14 protein-coding genes are annotated in these 15,213 nt (G+C 61.1%); 2 read left to right on the top strand and 12 right to left on the bottom strand.

Annotation, left to right across the window (positions count from 1 at the left end; genetic code table 11):
- The first annotated feature begins 37 nt into the window (after window positions 1–37).
- Complete coding sequence (locus PMI16_RS26680; RefSeq protein ID WP_007881246.1) at window positions 38–160, top strand: hypothetical protein; 123 nt, start codon at window positions 38–40, stop codon at window positions 158–160.
- A 247-nt stretch (window positions 161–407) separates the two neighbouring features.
- Here PMI16_RS26680 and PMI16_RS15725 read toward each other — a convergent pair whose 3' ends face one another.
- From PMI16_RS15725 to PMI16_RS15675, 11 genes are all read right to left on the bottom strand, one after another.
- Window positions 408–1,316, bottom strand: coding sequence for a hydroxymethylglutaryl-CoA lyase (locus tag PMI16_RS15725; protein ID WP_007881243.1), 909 nt, complete (start codon window positions 1,314–1,316; stop codon window positions 408–410).
- A gap of 38 nt (window positions 1,317–1,354) precedes the next feature.
- Window positions 1,355–1,900, bottom strand: coding sequence for a YbaK/EbsC family protein (locus tag PMI16_RS15720; protein WP_007881242.1), 546 nt, complete (start codon window positions 1,898–1,900; stop codon window positions 1,355–1,357).
- A 2-nt stretch (window positions 1,901–1,902) separates the two neighbouring features.
- Window positions 1,903–2,832, bottom strand: a complete 930-nt coding sequence (locus tag PMI16_RS15715) for a 2-hydroxyacid dehydrogenase (protein ID WP_007881241.1) — start codon at window positions 2,830–2,832, stop codon at window positions 1,903–1,905.
- Between the two features lie 62 nt (window positions 2,833–2,894).
- A complete protein-coding gene (locus PMI16_RS15710; protein ID WP_007881240.1) occupies window positions 2,895–3,830 on the bottom strand; it encodes an MBL fold metallo-hydrolase in 936 nt (311 codons plus the stop codon).
- Window positions 3,831–3,840: 10 nt separating this feature from the next.
- Window positions 3,841–5,853, bottom strand: coding sequence for an acetyl/propionyl/methylcrotonyl-CoA carboxylase subunit alpha (locus PMI16_RS15705; protein WP_007881238.1), 2,013 nt, complete (start codon window positions 5,851–5,853; stop codon window positions 3,841–3,843).
- A gap of 44 nt (window positions 5,854–5,897) precedes the next feature.
- Window positions 5,898–7,520, bottom strand: a complete 1,623-nt coding sequence (locus PMI16_RS15700; RefSeq protein ID WP_007881236.1) for a carboxyl transferase domain-containing protein — start codon at window positions 7,518–7,520, stop codon at window positions 5,898–5,900.
- Between the two features lie 26 nt (window positions 7,521–7,546).
- Entirely contained in the window at window positions 7,547–7,975 is a 429-nt protein-coding gene (locus tag PMI16_RS15695) for a YchJ family protein (protein ID WP_007881234.1), read from the bottom strand.
- The gene (locus PMI16_RS15690) at window positions 7,975–8,586 is read right to left on the bottom strand and encodes a 2-hydroxychromene-2-carboxylate isomerase (RefSeq protein ID WP_007881233.1); all 612 of its coding nucleotides are present in this window, start codon (window positions 8,584–8,586) and stop codon (window positions 7,975–7,977) included. Before PMI16_RS15690 ends, PMI16_RS15695 begins: the two co-directional genes overlap by 1 nt.
- 17 nt (window positions 8,587–8,603) lie before the next feature.
- A complete protein-coding gene (locus PMI16_RS15685; protein WP_007881232.1) occupies window positions 8,604–9,797 on the bottom strand; it encodes an acetyl-CoA C-acetyltransferase in 1,194 nt (397 codons plus the stop codon).
- Between the two features lie 232 nt (window positions 9,798–10,029).
- Window positions 10,030–11,223 carry an isovaleryl-CoA dehydrogenase gene (locus tag PMI16_RS15680; protein WP_007881221.1) on the bottom strand — a complete coding sequence of 398 codons (1,194 nt, stop codon included), beginning with the start codon at window positions 11,221–11,223 and terminating at the stop codon, window positions 10,030–10,032.
- Between the two features lie 110 nt (window positions 11,224–11,333).
- Window positions 11,334–11,774: a MerR family transcriptional regulator gene (locus PMI16_RS15675; RefSeq protein WP_007881219.1), complete on the bottom strand. Its 441-nt coding sequence runs from the start codon at window positions 11,772–11,774 to the stop codon at window positions 11,334–11,336.
- 170 nt (window positions 11,775–11,944) lie between these two features.
- Between PMI16_RS15675 and PMI16_RS15670 the strand changes: the two genes are divergently transcribed.
- Entirely contained in the window at window positions 11,945–13,009 is a 1,065-nt protein-coding gene (locus PMI16_RS15670) for an MBL fold metallo-hydrolase (RefSeq protein ID WP_007881217.1), read from the top strand.
- A 75-nt stretch (window positions 13,010–13,084) separates the two neighbouring features.
- On the opposite strand, the gene PMI16_RS15665 is transcribed toward PMI16_RS15670, so the two are convergent.
- Window positions 13,085–15,211 (bottom strand): peptidase domain-containing ABC transporter, encoded by a 2,127-nt coding sequence (locus PMI16_RS15665; RefSeq protein WP_007881215.1) that lies wholly within the window; start codon window positions 15,209–15,211, stop codon window positions 13,085–13,087.
- Window positions 15,212–15,213: the final 2 nt, after the last annotated feature.

Here is a 15,213-nt window from a genome sequence, read left to right as displayed (position 1 = left end):
CTGGCTGAATCAAGGTGATCTTTCCGAGGGGGGATATATGGATACCTTTCTGATCGTGGCGGCCATCGCCGGCGGACTTATCGGTGCAGCAGCACTTCACAGCCGTTATTTGCAGGCACGCCTGAAACACGTGCGTACGCGCAGCCGTCATATACATTGACGTTGCCGCTGTTGCTGCTGTTGCCGGTATGGCAAATGCAGGGTGTGCTTGAGGGCTTGTTTTAACGCCGGTTCCGCGTCGCGCCGCCAGCCGGTGCGGAGATGCCCGTGCGTCACCAAAATGCGCGCCTGTTTCGCAGATGTGGACAAACCGGTGCATCGCCACCACTAAAAAAAGCGGCATGATCATTCACTGATCATGCCACTTTAGTTTTATGACGCGTTTTCCGTGCAAAAGCGCTGCGCTCTCAACCTTTCCTCTTCGCCGCGATCGCATTGCCGGCGCGGCTGACCGCTTTGCGCCCCAGGTGCTCTGAAATGAACTGACCGGCATCGACGACGACATCGAGGTCGACGCCGGTCTCGATGCCAAGCCCCTGCATCATGTACAGCACGTCTTCCGAAGCGACGTTGCCGGTGGCGCCCTTGGCGTAAGGGCAGCCGCCGAGGCCGGCGACCGACGAATGGTAAATCGTGATGCCGACTTCCAGGCTGGCATAGATGTTGGCCAGCGCCTGGCCGTAAGTGTCGTGGAAGTGACCGGACAAGCCATCGATGTTGAATTCGCGAATCGCCGCTTGCATCACCGGCGCCACCTTGTTGGGCGTGGCCACGCCGATGGTGTCGGCAATGTCGATTTCATCGCAGCCGAGGTCGCGGAAGCGGCCGACCACATCCGAGACCGACGACAGCGGCACCTCGCCCTGGTATGGACAACCGAAGGCGCAACTGACCGCCGCGCGCAGGCGGATCTTGTGTTCCTTGGCGGCTTGCGCGACTTCGCGGAAACGCTCGATCGATTCGGCGATGGAGCAGTTGATGTTCTTTTGCGAGAAAGCCTCCGACGCCGCACCGAAGATCACCACCTCGTCCGCGCCGGCCGCCAGCGCCGCCTCGAAGCCCTTCATGTTGGGCGTCAGCGCCGAATAGATCACGCCGGGTTTGCGCGTGATGCCTTGCATGACTTCGCCCGAGGTCGCCATCTGCGGCACCCATTTCGGCGAGACGAAAGAGGCGGCTTCGACGTTGACGAAGCCGGCGGAGGTCAATCGATTCACCAGCTCGATCTTGACTTCGGCGGAGATGGTTTCCTTCTCGTTTTGCAAGCCGTCGCGCGGACCGACTTCGACGATTTTGACTTTCTTGGGCAAGCTCATGGGGTGTCTCCTTCGCCTCGGGGCTGTTCTTGATGATATCAGTTCGTTTGTTGTCCGTTGGGTGCAACGGGTGCAATGGGTGCAACGGGAGCCAGCGCGACGTCGGCCACCGGCGCACCGGTCATCGCCTGCAATTGCCGTGCAGTCAGATTGAAGACGGCATGCGGATGACCGGCTGCCGCCCACACGCTGTCGTAGCGGAACAGATCCTGATCCAGCAGCATCACCGGTTTGACCGCATGGCCGATCGGACAGACGCCGCCGATGACATAACCGGTTTTCTCGCGCACGAACCTGGCGTCGGCTTTGCCCAGCGCGCCGACCTGCGCCGCGACCTTGGTTTCGTCGACGCGATTGCTGCCGCTGGCGATCACCAATACGGGCGCATCGTCGGACAGACGGCGGAAGATGATCGACTTGGCGATCTCCGCCACGCTGCAGCCGAGACCGGCGGCCGCTTCGGCCGACGTGCGCCCGGCGCTGGGCAGCATGACGACCGGCTTGTCGTGCTGCATCTGTGCGAGCAGATTGGCCACGCGTTGCGCGGAATCTGGAAGCGTATCGTGTCCTTGATTCTGTTCCATGTTCAATATCCTCTGTTGCGATCAACCAGTCCGACCACGCGTTCGCCACGGCCCAGGGCGCCGATTTTTTCGGCGATCTGGCGCGCGGCTTCGCTGCGTACGGTCAGCGCGGAAATATGCGGCGTGATGGCGATGCGGGGATCTTTCCAGAACGCGTGTTGCGGCGGCAGCGGTTCTTCCTGAAACACATCCAGTGTGGCGCCGGCGATCTGACCGCTTTCCAGCAAAGGCGGCAGATCGGCTTCGACCAGATGGCCGCCGCGCGCCAGGTTGACGAGATAGGCGCCGCGCGGCAGTTGCGACAAGGTCGCGCGGTTGAGGATGCCGGCCGTGTCGGGCGTCAGCGGCAGCATGCAGATCAGCACGCGCGCGCCGCGCAGGAATTCATCGAGTTGTGCGCTGCCGGCGTAGGCCTTCACGCCGGGCAGCGTCTTCGGGCTGCGGCTCCAGCCGCTGACCTGAAAACCGAAATGCTGCAGGCTCTCGGCGATGCGTTGTCCCAGTACGCCCAGACCCAGCACGCCGACGCCGAAGTCGCTGCGCTCAAAAGGCGCCAGCGGCGTCCATTCCCCTTGGCGCGCCTGCCGCTCGTACTGGTCGAGGCGGCGGTAGTAGCGCAGCACGGCATGCGTGGCGAACTCCGCCATCTGTTCCGCCATGCCGCCGTCATCGATGCGAATCAGCGGCAGATTCTCCGGCACCACGTTCAGTTGCAGGATCGCGTCGACGCCTGCGCCGAGGTTGAAGACGGCCTTCAATTCGGGATGGCCTTGCAGCATCTCGAAGGGCGGTTTCCATACGATGGCGAAATCGGCCGGGGCGGTGTCGCCGGATTGCCAGACGCGAATCTCTGCGTGCGGCATGGCGGAACGTAAATCGTGCAGCCAGGCGTCCTGGCTGGCGGTGTCGGCGGTCTGGAACAGGATGCGCATCGGCGTCGGCGGGATGAGTGAAGTAAGCACGAGATTTTACCTGCAATGCATGCACATTGCCGTCACCCCGCATTCAGCAGTGCAAGGCCGTCGCTGCGCGCCGCGCCTGCCTTGATCAGCTGCGCGCTCGTCCACTCGGCCAGCGCCTCGTCGCTGAGCCGGAAGTAGCGGCGATTGCAGCGCGCCAGCAAAGGAATATCGGCCATCATCGCCGCGACTTCGCGCAGGGGGATCGCCTGCCTTTCCAGCAGCAAGAACTTGAGCATGACCTTGACGCTGTTCTGCGCATTGCGCAAGGGATCGGCCCGCAGGTAATCGAGGCGGGAATAAGCCGTCGCCAGCGCCTGCTTCACCTCCGTGAACGGTGCGCCATGGCCGGGAATCACCACGCGCACATCGAGCCTGGCGATCAGATCCAGCGTCGCGCGCGCTTCGGCAAAGCCCGACTCGCCGTCCAGTTCGGGAAAGATCACGCCGAAGCCGTTTTGCCACAAGGCATCGGCAGAGATCAGGATGCCTTCCTGTGCGCAGTACAGAATCAGCGAATGCGGATCGTGACCGGGCGCCGCGAGCGCGCTCCATTCCAGATCGCCGAGCAACAGCGTGTCGCCGTCCCGCAAGGTGTCGTCGAAGGAAAAGCGCGGACATTGCTGGCCGGTTGCCTTGTAGCTCAGCGCGTCCTCGTCCCAGCGCGCGACCTTGTCGGCCTCTGCATGCGGGATGCTGGTGCGGCAGCGATAACGCGCCTGCAAAGCGGCGTTGCCGCCGCAGTGATCGGAATGCAGATGCGTGTTGACGATGCGGTCGAGTCGCGGCGCGCGGCCTTGTTCGTGCAATACATGTCCGACCAGCGCCAGGGTTTGCTCGGCGTGCGTGACATAGCCGGTGTCGACCAGCGCGGTCTCTTGCGCGCCGAGAAGCAACACGTTGTTGGACGACAGCCAGCCGCGCTCAAGCACATACACGCTGGACGGCAGGCCGTAGGGATGGGCGCGCATGAGCGTGTGCTCAGCCCGGCGTGAACGCCAGCAACTGCGCGCCTTCCGTCACCTGGTCGCCGACCAGATACAGCAGCTCGTCGATGACGCCATCGGCCGGCGCCGCAATCGTATGCTCCATCTTCATCGCTTCCATGATCAGCAGCGGCGCGCCCTTGACGACGCTGTGGCCCTTTTCGACCAGCACGGCGACGATCTTGCCCGGCATCGGCGCCGTCAGACGGCCGCCTTCGCTTTCACTGTGGCCGGCGTGCGCCAGCGGATCGTCCCAGGTCAGCACGGCATGGCGGCCTTGATGGAAGACGTGGAAGATGTCGGCGTCGCGCACGACATTGCCCGCGAGCGTGGAGTCGTCCAGCGTGATGCGAAGGTCTGCATCCCCCTGCTTGTCAAAGCGCAGCGCGTGCTGCACGCCATCGCGATGCAGAATCCATTGCCGGTTGCTGCGATATTCCACATGAATCTGATAGGAACCGGCCTCGTCGGCGAACTGCAATGCGCGCAGCAAGCTGCCGTTCATGCGCCAGCCGCTGGTTTGCGCCCATGGATTGCTGCTGTCGCCGACACGTTCCGCTTCTTGCGACAGCAGCAAGGAAGCCGCCATTGCCAGCGTGGCGGTCGATGCAGGCTGCAGCGCAGGGAACAGCGCATCGTGATTGCGCTCGATCAACCCGGTATCAAGATCTGCCGTGGAGAACGCCTGCCCGGCAATCAAGCGTTGCAGGAAACCGATGTTGGTGGCGAGTCCGACGATGCGGTACTGCGCCAGCGCCGCCGCCATGTTGGCCAGAGCGGCGGCGCGGTCCTTGCCCCAGACGATCAGCTTGGCGATCATCGGATCGTAGAACGGTGAAATCGCATCGCCTTCGCGCACGCCGGAATCGATGCGCACCGCCGCCGGTGTCTGCACGTGGCTGTCGACACGGAAGTGCACGGCAGGCGGCGTATGCAGATAGCGCAACGTGCCGATCGAGGGCAGGAAGCCTTTCTCCGGATTCTCGGCATAAATGCGCGCTTCGATGGCGTGGCCGTTGAGTTGCAATTGCTCCTGGCGCAGCGGCAGGTGCTCACCGGAGGCCACGCGCAGTTGCCACTCCACCAGATCGAGGCCGGTGATCATTTCAGTCACGGGATGCTCGACCTGCAGGCGCGTGTTCATTTCCATGAAGTAGAACGAGCCGTCCTGGTTTGCAATGAATTCCACAGTGCCTGCGCCGACGTAGCCGACCGCCTTTGCTGCGGCCACGGCCGCTTCGCCCATGGCGCGGCGGCGCTCTTCGCTCATGCCGGGAGCGGGGGCTTCTTCCAGCACCTTCTGATGGCGACGCTGCACCGAGCAATCGCGTTCGAACAGATAGACGCATTCGCCATGGCTGTCGGCGAACACCTGGATCTCGATATGGCGCGGGCGTGTCAGGTAGCGTTCCACCAGCACCTTGTCGTCGCCGAAGCTGTTGATCGCCTCGCGCTTGCACGACGCCAGCGCGGCCTTGAAGTCTTCCGATTTCCCGACGATGCGCATGCCCTTGCCGCCGCCGCCCGCGCTCGCCTTGAGCAGCACCGGATAGCTGATGCGGTCGGCTTCCTTTTGCAGGAAATCGGCATCCTGATTGTCGCCGTGATAGCCGGGGACCAGCGGCACCTTGGCTTTTTCCATCAAGGCCTTGGCCGCCGACTTCGATCCCATCGCATGGATCGCCGACGCCGGCGGCCCGATGAAGACCAGCCCTGCCTTGGCACAGGCTTCGGCGAAGCCGGCGTTCTCGGACAAGAAGCCGTAGCCGGGATGGATCGCTTGCGCACCGGTCGCCAGCGCCACGGCGATGATCTTGTCGCCCAGCAGATAGCTTTCCTTGGCCGGCGCCGGGCCGATCAGCACGGCTTCGTCGCAGGCAGCGACATGCTTGGCCTGCGCGTCCGCTTCCGAATACACGGCGACGGTCTTGATGCCGAGCTTGCGCGCGGTCTCGGCCACCCGGCAGGCGATTTCGCCGCGATTGGCGATCAGGATTTTGCTGAACATCTTGTCTCCTCAGACGTCAATTCTGTTTATTCTGTCGTGGCGGATTACATCCGGAAAACACCGAACTTCGTCTCTTCTATCGGCGCATTCAACGCCGCGCTCAATCCCAGCCCGAGCACCATGCGCGTGTCGGCAGGATCGATCACGCCGTCGTCCCACAGGCGCGCCGAGGCGTAATAGGGATGGCCCTGATGTTCGTATTGTTCGCGGATCGGCGTTTTGAAGGCGGCTTCTTCTTCCGCCGACCAGTTGCCGCCCTTGGATTCGATGCCGTCGCGCTTGACGGTGGCCAGCACGCTGGCCGCCTGTTCGCCGCCCATCACCGAGATGCGCGCATTCGGCCACATCCACAGGAAGCGCGGTGAAAATGCGCGGCCGCACATGCCGTAGTTGCCCGCGCCGAAACTGCCGCCGATGATCATCGTCAGCTTCGGCACCGCCGCCGTCGATACCGCCGTCACCATCTTGGCGCCGTTGCGCGCGATGCCTTCGTTTTCGTATTTTTTGCCGACCATGAAGCCGGTGATGTTCTGCAAAAAGATCAGCGGGATCTTGCGCTGGCAGCACAGTTCGATGAAGTGCGCGCCCTTGAGCGCCGATTCGGAAAACAGGATGCCGTTGTTGGCGATGATGCCGACAGGCATGCCGTACAGATGCGCGAAGCCGCACACCAGCGTGGCGCCGTAGCGCGCCTTGAATTCGTCGAACTCGCTGCCGTCGACCACGCGCGCAATCACTTCGCGCACGTCGAAAGGTTTGCGCGTATCGGTCGGGATGATGCCGTAGAGTTCGCGCGCCGGATAGTTCGGTTCTACCGGTTCGCGCATTGCGAGTTGCTGCGGCTTGCTGCGATTGAGGTTGCCGACGATGCTGCGCGCAATCGACAGCGCGTGCAGGTCGTTTTGCGCGAGATGATCGACCACGCCGGACAGACGCGTGTGCACATCGCCGCCGCCCAGTTCCTCCGCCGTGACGACTTCGCCGGTGGCGGCTTTCACCAGTGGCGGGCCGGCGAGGAAGATGGTGCCCTGGTCCTTGACGATGATGGATTCGTCGCTCATCGCCGGCACGTACGCGCCGCCGGCGGTGCACGAGCCCATCACCACCGCGATCTGCGGAATGCCCTTGGCCGACAGGTTGGCCTGGTTGAAGAAGATGCGGCCGAAGTGATCGCGGTCGGGAAAGACTTCATCCTGATTCGGCAAATTGGCGCCGCCGCTGTCGACGAGGTAGATGCAGGGCAGGTGATTGAATTCGGCGATCTCTTGCGCGCGCAAATGCTTCTTGGCGGTCATCGGATAATAGGTGCCGCCCTTGACGGTGGCGTCGTTGCAGACGATCACGCATTCCTGTCCGGCGACGCGGCCGATGCCGGTGATGATGCCGGCTGACGGCGCCGCATCCTTGCCTTCCTTTTCCTGATACATGCCGTAGGCGGCCAGTTGCGAGAATTCAAGGAAGGGCGTGCCCGGATCGAGCAGCATCTGCACGCGGTCGCGCGGCAACAATTTGCCGCGCGCCAGATGCTTGTTGCGCGCGGTTTCGCCCCCGCCTTGCGCGATGACGGCGATCTTCTCTTTCAGGTCGTCGACGATGGCTTGCATCGCCGCCGTGTTGCTCTGGAAGTCTTCGCTGCGCGTGTTCAGTTTGCTGTCGAGTTGCGGCATGGTGATCCTCTGTCTCAATGTATTTTTTATTCGTCGTCGGGGAACGCGCCGTCGACGTAATACCAGCGCGCCACCCCTGCGGCATCCGGCTGGCGCACGAAGCTGCTCACCTCGTGCAGACGATGCGCGCGGCCGCCGACCTTGAAGCGGGCGACGAATTCCACCGTTGCTTCGTCGGTGTCCCTGTCGTTATCTTTCAAGTGCTTGTGCTTGATCACGTCAAGGCCTATCCACTTCACGTCGCTCTCCGCCGTGATCGGTTCGTCCGGCAGCGTGTCGGGATGCCAGGTCGAACGCAGATACGCTTCTTCACGCAATGAGAACGCCGTATAGCGCGAACGCATCAGTTGCTCGGCCGTCTCCGGAACCGTTGCGCCGGAGATGAAGCGCCCGCAGCAGACGTCATAGATGCCTTTGCCGCAGGGACAGGTCTGTTTGTCCGGTTTACCCGCCATCAAATCTTTCCATTCTTCAAAAAAACCTCGAGCTGGCCGAAGCGATCGAAGCCCCAGAACGATTCGCCGTCGACGATCACGAACGGCGAGCCGAACACGCCGTGCTCGATGGAAGCCGCGACCTCCGCTTTCAAGGCATCCTTGATGACGTCGTCGTTCAGCGCCGCCGTCAGTTTGTCGGCATCAATGCCGACGTCGCCGGCGATGCGCAGCACCGTCTCGAGTTTGCTGATGTCGATGTTTTCGGTGAAGTAGGCGCTGTACAGCGTGTGGATGAGGTTGACGGCTTTGGCTGCATCGTTCTTCTGTGTCCACAACACCGCGCGCGCCGCGTGCTGCGAAGAAATCGGCAACACGTCTGGCCGCTTGAACAGGATGTTGTGAAAGCGCGCGCTGCGTTCCATGTCGTGGTGCGAATAATCGCCTTTCAGGGGAACGTTGGCGATCGGCGCAATGCCCATCACCTTGAACACCGGCCCGAGCAGAATTGCATGCCAGTTGACCGTGCGGCCGTATTGCGCCGCCAGTTTTTCGATATGCAGCGAGCCGAAATAGCCGTAGGGCGAGCTGAAGTCGAAATAAAAATCGATGGGGGTTCTTTGATCGCTCATGTTTTTCCCTGACCGGTTCAGACCAGCTCGATCGCCAGCGCCGTGCCTTCGCCGCCGCCGATGCACAGCGACGCCACGCCGCGCTTGCCGCCGGTCTTCTTCAGTGCGCCGATCAGCGTGACGATGATGCGCGCACCCGAAGCGCCGATGGGATGGCCCAGCGCACAGGCGCCGCCGTGGATGTTGACCTTGTCGTGGGTGATGCCGAGTTCCTTCATCGCGGCCATCGGCACGGCGGCAAAGGCTTCGTTGATTTCGAACAGGTCGACGTCGGCGGTGCTCCAGCCGGTTTTCTTGTACAGGTTGTTGATGGCGCCGATCGGCGCGGTGGTGAACCAGTTCGGTTCCTGCGAATGGCGCGCATGGCCGACGATGCGGGCGATCGGCGTGCAGCCGAGTTTTTTCGCGGTCGATTCGCGCATCAGTACGAGGGCGGCGGCGCCGTCGTTGATGGACGACGACGAAGCGGCGGTGATGGTGCCGTCTTTCTTGAAGGCGGCCTTGAGCGTCGGGATCTTTTCGACCTTGGCTTTGCGCGGACCTTCATCGGTGTCGATGACGACATCGCCGGCGCGGGTGGCAACGGTCACCGGTGCGATCTCCCATTGAAAGGAGCCGTCGGCGGTGGCTTGCTGCGCGCGCTTGACCGAAGCGATCGCAAAGGCATCCTGGTCGTCGCGCGTGAAGTGGTATTTCGCCGCGCAGTCTTCGCCGAAGGTGCCCATGGCGCGACCCTTGTCGTAGGCGTCTTCCAGGCCGTCGAGCATCATGTGGTCGTAAATCATGCCGTGGCCGATGCGATAGCCGCCGCGTGCTTTCGGAATCAGGTAAGGCGCGTTGGTCATCGATTCCATGCCGCCGGCGACGACGATGTCATTGGTGCCGGCGAGGATGGAGTCGTAGCCGAACATGGCGGCTTGCATGGCCGAGCCGCACATCTTCGACAGTGTCACGGCGCCGGCGGAAACAGGAATGCCGGCCTTGATCGCCGCCTGACGCGCAGGCGCCTGGCCTTGTCCGGCCATCAGGCAGTTGCCGAACAAGACGTCCTGCACCTGATCGGGCGCGACGCCGGCGCGTTCCAGCGCGGCCTTGATGGCGGCGGCGCCGAGGTCGCTGGCGTTCAATGCCGACAATTCGCCCTGGAAGGCGCCCATGGGAGTGCGCGCGGCGCCGACGATAACGATGGGATCTTCAATGCGGTCTTGCATGATCTTCTCCTGCTGGCTAGTCAATGAAATACGTGAACAAAGTATGGAAATAGTGAAATCTGAATAACGCTTTTACGCAGCAAACTTGGTAGTGCTGTCGTCCTGACGAAAGTCAGGAACCAGCGTCGTATCAATGTTCTTTGCGACACTGGGTCCCAGCGTTCGCTGGGACGACGGCAATGAGGCTTAACTGAGAGATGCTTCAAGAACAGCATATGGCTCTCGTCGTTGCTTACATGGTTTCGGCAAACAGCTCGCGGCCGATCAGCATGCGGCGGATTTCGCTGGTGCCGGCGCCGATTTCGTACAACTTGGCGTCGCGCCACAGGCGGCCGGCCGGGTAGTCGTTGATGTAGCCGTTGCCGCCCAGGGCCTGAATGGTCTCGCCGGCCATCCAGGTGGCTTTCTCCGCTGAGTAGAGGATAGCGCCGGCGGCATCCTTGCGCAGGGCGCGCGCCGCATCGGGCGTCCTGGCGCGGTCGCAGGCCTGGCCGACGGCGTAGACATAAGCCTTGCACGCCATCATGGTCGAATACATGTCGGCGATCTTGCCCTGCATCAGTTGGAACTCGCCGATGGCCTGGCCGAACTGCTTGCGGTCATGCACATAGGGCACGACGACGTCCATGCAGGCCTGCATGATGCCCAGCGGTCCTCCGGACAGCACGGTACGTTCGTAGTCGAGGCCGGACATCAGCACGTTGACGCCCCTTCCAACCCCTTCGATGCCGCCGAGCACGTTCTCCGCCGGTACTTCGCAGTCCTGGAACACCAGTTCGCCGGTGTGCGAACCGCGCATGCCGAGCTTGTCGAGCTTTTGCGCGATCGAGAATCCCTTGAAGCCCTTTTCCACCAGGAAGGCGGTCATGCCGCGTGCGCCTGCTTCCAGGTCGGTCTTGGCGTACACCACCAGCACGTCGGCATCGGGGCCGTTGGTGATCCACATCTTGCTGCCGTTGAGAACATAGCGGTCGCCCTTCTTGTCGGCGCGCAGCTTCATGCTGACGACGTCGGAGCCGGCGTTGGGTTCGGACATGGCGAGCGCGCCGATGAAGTCGCCCGAGATCAGCTTCGGCAGGTACTTGTTCTTTTGCTCGGCGGTGCCATTGCGCTTGATCTGGTTCACGCACAGGTTGGAGTGCGCGCCGTAGGACAGGCCGACCGAGGCCGAGGCGCGCGAGATTTCTTCCAATGCGACGACGTGCGCGAGATAGCCCATGGCGGCGCCGCCGTATTCTTCGTCGGCGGTGATGCCGAGCACGCCGAGGTCGCCCATCTTCTTCCACAGATCCATCGGAAACTGGTCGCTGCGGTCGATTTCCGCCGCGCGCGGCGCGATTTCAGCCTGGGCGAATGCCGCCACGCTTTCGCGCAGGGCGGCAATGTCTTCTCCGTGATCGAAGGTCAAACCTGGCAGATGGATCATGTTGTGTCTCCTCGTTTTTTGGATGGATGCGTTATGGTTTATATACTTTACGTTAACGTCAATTGAAGTGCGCAACGTGCCTAAATAATAAGCAATCTATGTTCATGGGGTCAGGCGGATTTTCGGGCGGCGGCAGGGCGCACGGTGCGCTTGGCCGGTGATTTTTGCGGCAAGTCGGTGTCCAGCAATTGCAGGCATTCGGCTTCGTGGGCGGCGATTTCCTCCAGCGTCACTTCGAGGTCTTCGCGCTGGCGTTCCAGTTTTTCGCGATGCTGGGCGAGCACGCCGAGGAAGCGTTTGAGCTGCGCTTCGGTGTCCTTGGGCGACTCGTACATGTCAACCAGGTTCTTGATTTCCGAGAGAGTCAGGCCGAGACGCTTGCCGCGCAGGGTGAGCTTGAGGCGGGTGCGTTCGCGCGCGGCATAGACCCGGTTGCGGCCACCGCTGCCTTCGCGCTTCGGACTCAGCAAGCCCTGATCTTCATAGAACCGGATCGCGCGCGGCGTGATGTCGAATTCTTTTGCCAGCTCGGTAATGGTGTAGGTCGGCATGATCTCTGGGCGATGACTCGTGGCGGTTTCTCGGGTGGAAGTGGCACTTTACGTTAACGTAAAGTATATTGTAGGCTGCTCTGCAAAAAATGAAAATATTTCTTCGTGTTTTGCAAATTTGACAACGCAATGCAATCTCGCGATTGCAGCCAGGTCCCCGTCAGGTATCCATGAACGCTCTTGAATCCCAGCTCGAATACGCCTTCGGCGACACTTTGCCCGCCCTGGGCACAACCCTGGAAGTCGCGCCCGGCATCTTGTGGCTGCGCATGGGGCTGCCGTTTGCGCTGGATCACATCAATCTGTGGCTGCTGGAAGACGAGATCGAGACCCCAGCCGGGCGCGTGCGCGGCTGGACGGCGGTCGATTGCGGCATCGCCACCGATGCCACGAAAGAAAGCTGGGAAAGCATTTTCGCCACGCAACTGCGCGGCTTGCCGATCATTCGCGTGCTGGTCACGCATTGCCATCCTGACCACGTCGGCCTGGCCGACTGGCTGTGCAAGCGCTGGAACGCGTCATTGTTGATGAGCGCCGGCGAATACGCTTTTGCGCGGCTGATGTCGGCGGGTTTGCCGGGCGCGGACGGCACGGCGGCGGCGCCGCATTTCCGCCGGCATGGTTTGACCGATGCCGAGCTGATCGATAAATTGTCCGGACGCAACAACTACTATCAGAATCTGGTGCCGGGCGTGCCGCTGTCGTACACGCGCCTGCAGGATCAGCACGCGGTGCGCATCGGCGGTCGGGACTGGCGCGTGATCACCGGTTTCGGCCATTCGCCGGAACATGTGTCCCTGTATGCCGACGATGTGCGTCTGCTGGTTTCAGGCGACATGGTGCTGCCGCGCATCTCCACCAATGTTTCGGTATTCGCCATCGAGCCGGAAGCCAATCCGGTGCAGCAGTATCTGGATTCACTGAAAAAATATGCGGATGTTGCCGCCGATACGCTGGTGTTGCCATCGCATGGCAAGCCGTTCCGCGGATTGCATACGCGCATCGCGCAACTGAATGATCATCACCGCGCGCGCCTGGCGGAAGTGGTGGAAGCTTGTGCCACGCCGCAGTCGGCGGTGGATATTTTGCCGGTGATGTTCAAGCGGCCGCTGGATACGCACCAGCTCAGTTTTGCGTTGGGCGAGGCGGTCGCGCATTTGCACAAGCTGTGGTTCGACGGTGTATTGACGCGTGAATTGGGCGGGGATGAGGTGATGAGATTTCGTCGGGCGTAGGGACTGTTGCGCCGCCTTGCATCGTCTTCGCACTGTCGGTATCGGTGCGCCTCGCCAGCGTGATTTTGAAGCTTCTCAAGTTTCCGGCATGCGCATGTCTTGAACTATCTTGCCCTGGTGCAGCACCACGATGCGATTTGCCGAGGCAATCGTTTCGGGCCGATGTGCAATGATGATGCGTGTGATGTCGAGCATTTTTACCGACGTGTTGACCTGTTGTTCGCGTTCGATGTCGAGGTGGCTGGTCGCTTCGTCGAGAAACAGGATGCGAGGTTTCTTGTACAGGGCGCGGGAGAGCAGGATGCGTTGTTTCTGTCCGCCGGAAAGCACCGTTCCCATATCGCCCACCAATGTGTTGTATTTCATCGGCATGGCCGCAATTTCGGTATCGATGGCGGCCATGGCCGCACATTGCTGTATCCAGTAGGGATCGGCATCGGCGTCGAAGAAACTGATGTTGTCGGCAATGGAGCCCGCAAACAGAACGTCGTCCTGCATGACCGTGCCGACCATGCCGCGCAGACGATCAAGGCCGATCTGTTGCAAGGGGATGCCGCCGATGAAGATTTCCCCCCGGGTGAGCGGAAGCACGCCAAGCATCAGATTCGTCAATGTCGATTTGCCGCAGCCCGATGGGCCGACGATGGCGATGGACTCTCCAGGGGTAATTTTCAGATCGATACCGTTGAGAACCAGAGGTTCTTGTTCGGCATAGCGGAAATGCACGTCGATCAATTCGATCGATGCGGCGATGGCGTTGCCATCTTCCTGGAGTCTGTTCGCGGGAGCAGTGATTTCTTGCTCGGAAAAAACAATGTCGGCCAGTCGTTCCCCTTGCAGGCGTAACATGTTGACTTCGAACAGTTTGTCGATCAAAGAGCTGATGCGATTATTGAACTGTTCGCGGTAGGCGCTGAATGCAATCAGCACGCCGGCGGTGAATGCGCCTTTGATGACCAGTCCGGCGCCCATCCAGATGACCAGAATGCGTTCCAGACCGAATAAGGTGCCGTTGAAGGCGCGGTAAAACAGTTGCATTTTCTGCGACCGCAGGTCGGCATTGATCTGATCGATGAGTGTTGTCAGCCATGAGGCGTGACGTTCTTCCTGTCGTTGAAACAGCTTGATCGTTTTGATGCCGCGCATGGTTTCCAGAAAGTGGCTCTGCTGTTTGGCGGCGTGGATCAGTTGTTCTTCGGTGGCATTGCGCAACGGTGCGTACCAGATCCATCGTCCCAACGCATAGAGCGCCATGGCGCCCAATGAAATCCAGGGCAGCACCGGACTGTAGATGAACATCATGACCAGCGTGACGACGGTCATCAGCCCGTCGAGAAGCGCTTCGAGAAATGAGGTCGTCAAGGTTTTCTGGATGGCGTCCACGGAACCGAATCGCGATACGACATCGCCCAGATGGCGTTTTTCGAAATAGGTGACGGGCAGGCGGATCAGATGCATGAAAACATTGCTGCGCCATTGAATGTTCAGCATGGTGCCCATGTAGATCAACATCCAGGATCGTATGGCGCTGGCGGTTTGCTGCACCAGCACCAGCAGGGCGAAGCCGAGAGCGAGCGTTGTCAGCAGATTGCTGTCCGATGCAACCAGTACGTTATCCAGCACCCATTGCATATAAAAAGGGCTGACCAGGGAAAACAGTTCCAGCCCGAGAGCGAGCAACAGGATTTGCGCGAACGAGCGGCGCAAGCCGGTGACGCGTCCCATCATGTTGCGGATACTGACGTGCTGTTTTATCTCTTGCGGTTTGAAGTTTGCCCCGGGCCATAGTTCGAGCGCGACGCCGGTGAAGGCTTTGGAGACTTCCTCCGGCGGCAGTTTACGGATGCCGACGCCCGGATCGTAGATGGTGATGCTTTTACGACCGACTTCTTTCAGAACGACGAAGTGATGGAAGTTCCAGTGCAGGATGCAGGGCAAACGCAGATTCGACAGGTCCTGAATGTCCAGTTTGAGAGGGCGACTGGACAGCTCCAGTTCGTTCGCCATGCGCATCAGATGCGCCAGCGTCGCTCCTTTCAATGAAATGGAGAAACGGCGGCGCAGTGTATTCATGTCGGTGCGGTAGCCGTGATATCCGGCGATCATGCCCAGGCACGCCAGTCCGCATTCGGAAGTTTCCGTTTGCAGGATCAGCGAGAGCCGGGAAACAGATCCGAGGTTCAGGCGGTTCAGAAAGGACATGA

Source organism: Herbaspirillum sp. CF444, from assembly GCF_000282135.1.
GTDB lineage: Bacteria > Pseudomonadota > Gammaproteobacteria > Burkholderiales > Burkholderiaceae_D > Herbaspirillum.
This window is presented reverse-complemented; position numbering and strand designations above follow the sequence as displayed.

Bases quoted from the DNA above. Each gene is read 5' to 3' on its own strand.
- PMI16_RS15725 (WP_007881243.1), bottom strand. From the start codon at position 1,316: ATGAGCTTGCCCAAGAAAGTCAAAATCGTCGAAGTCGGTCCGCGCGAC.
- PMI16_RS15695 (WP_007881234.1), bottom strand. From the start codon at position 7,975: ATGGCGGGTAAACCGGACAAACAGACCTGTCCCTGCGGCAAAGGCATC.
- PMI16_RS15675 (WP_007881219.1), bottom strand. From the start codon at position 11,774: ATGCCGACCTACACCATTACCGAGCTGGCAAAAGAATTCGACATCACG.
- PMI16_RS15710 (WP_007881240.1), bottom strand. From the start codon at position 3,830: ATGCGCGCCCATCCCTACGGCCTGCCGTCCAGCGTGTATGTGCTTGAG.
- PMI16_RS15685 (WP_007881232.1), bottom strand. From the start codon at position 9,797: ATGCAAGACCGCATTGAAGATCCCATCGTTATCGTCGGCGCCGCGCGC.
- PMI16_RS15720 (WP_007881242.1), bottom strand. From the start codon at position 1,900: ATGGAACAGAATCAAGGACACGATACGCTTCCAGATTCCGCGCAACGC.
- PMI16_RS15690 (WP_007881233.1), bottom strand. From the start codon at position 8,586: ATGAGCGATCAAAGAACCCCCATCGATTTTTATTTCGACTTCAGCTCG.
- PMI16_RS15705 (WP_007881238.1), bottom strand. From the start codon at position 5,853: ATGTTCAGCAAAATCCTGATCGCCAATCGCGGCGAAATCGCCTGCCGG.
- PMI16_RS15715 (WP_007881241.1), bottom strand. From the start codon at position 2,832: ATGCGCATCCTGTTCCAGACCGCCGACACCGCCAGCCAGGACGCCTGG.
- PMI16_RS15670 (WP_007881217.1), top strand. From the start codon at position 11,945: ATGAACGCTCTTGAATCCCAGCTCGAATACGCCTTCGGCGACACTTTG.
- PMI16_RS15680 (WP_007881221.1), bottom strand. From the start codon at position 11,223: ATGATCCATCTGCCAGGTTTGACCTTCGATCACGGAGAAGACATTGCC.
- PMI16_RS15700 (WP_007881236.1), bottom strand. From the start codon at position 7,520: ATGCCGCAACTCGACAGCAAACTGAACACGCGCAGCGAAGACTTCCAG.
- PMI16_RS15665 (WP_007881215.1), bottom strand. From the start codon at position 15,211: ATGTCCTTTCTGAACCGCCTGAACCTCGGATCTGTTTCCCGGCTCTCG.
- PMI16_RS26680 (WP_007881246.1), top strand. From the start codon at position 38: ATGGATACCTTTCTGATCGTGGCGGCCATCGCCGGCGGACTTATCGGT.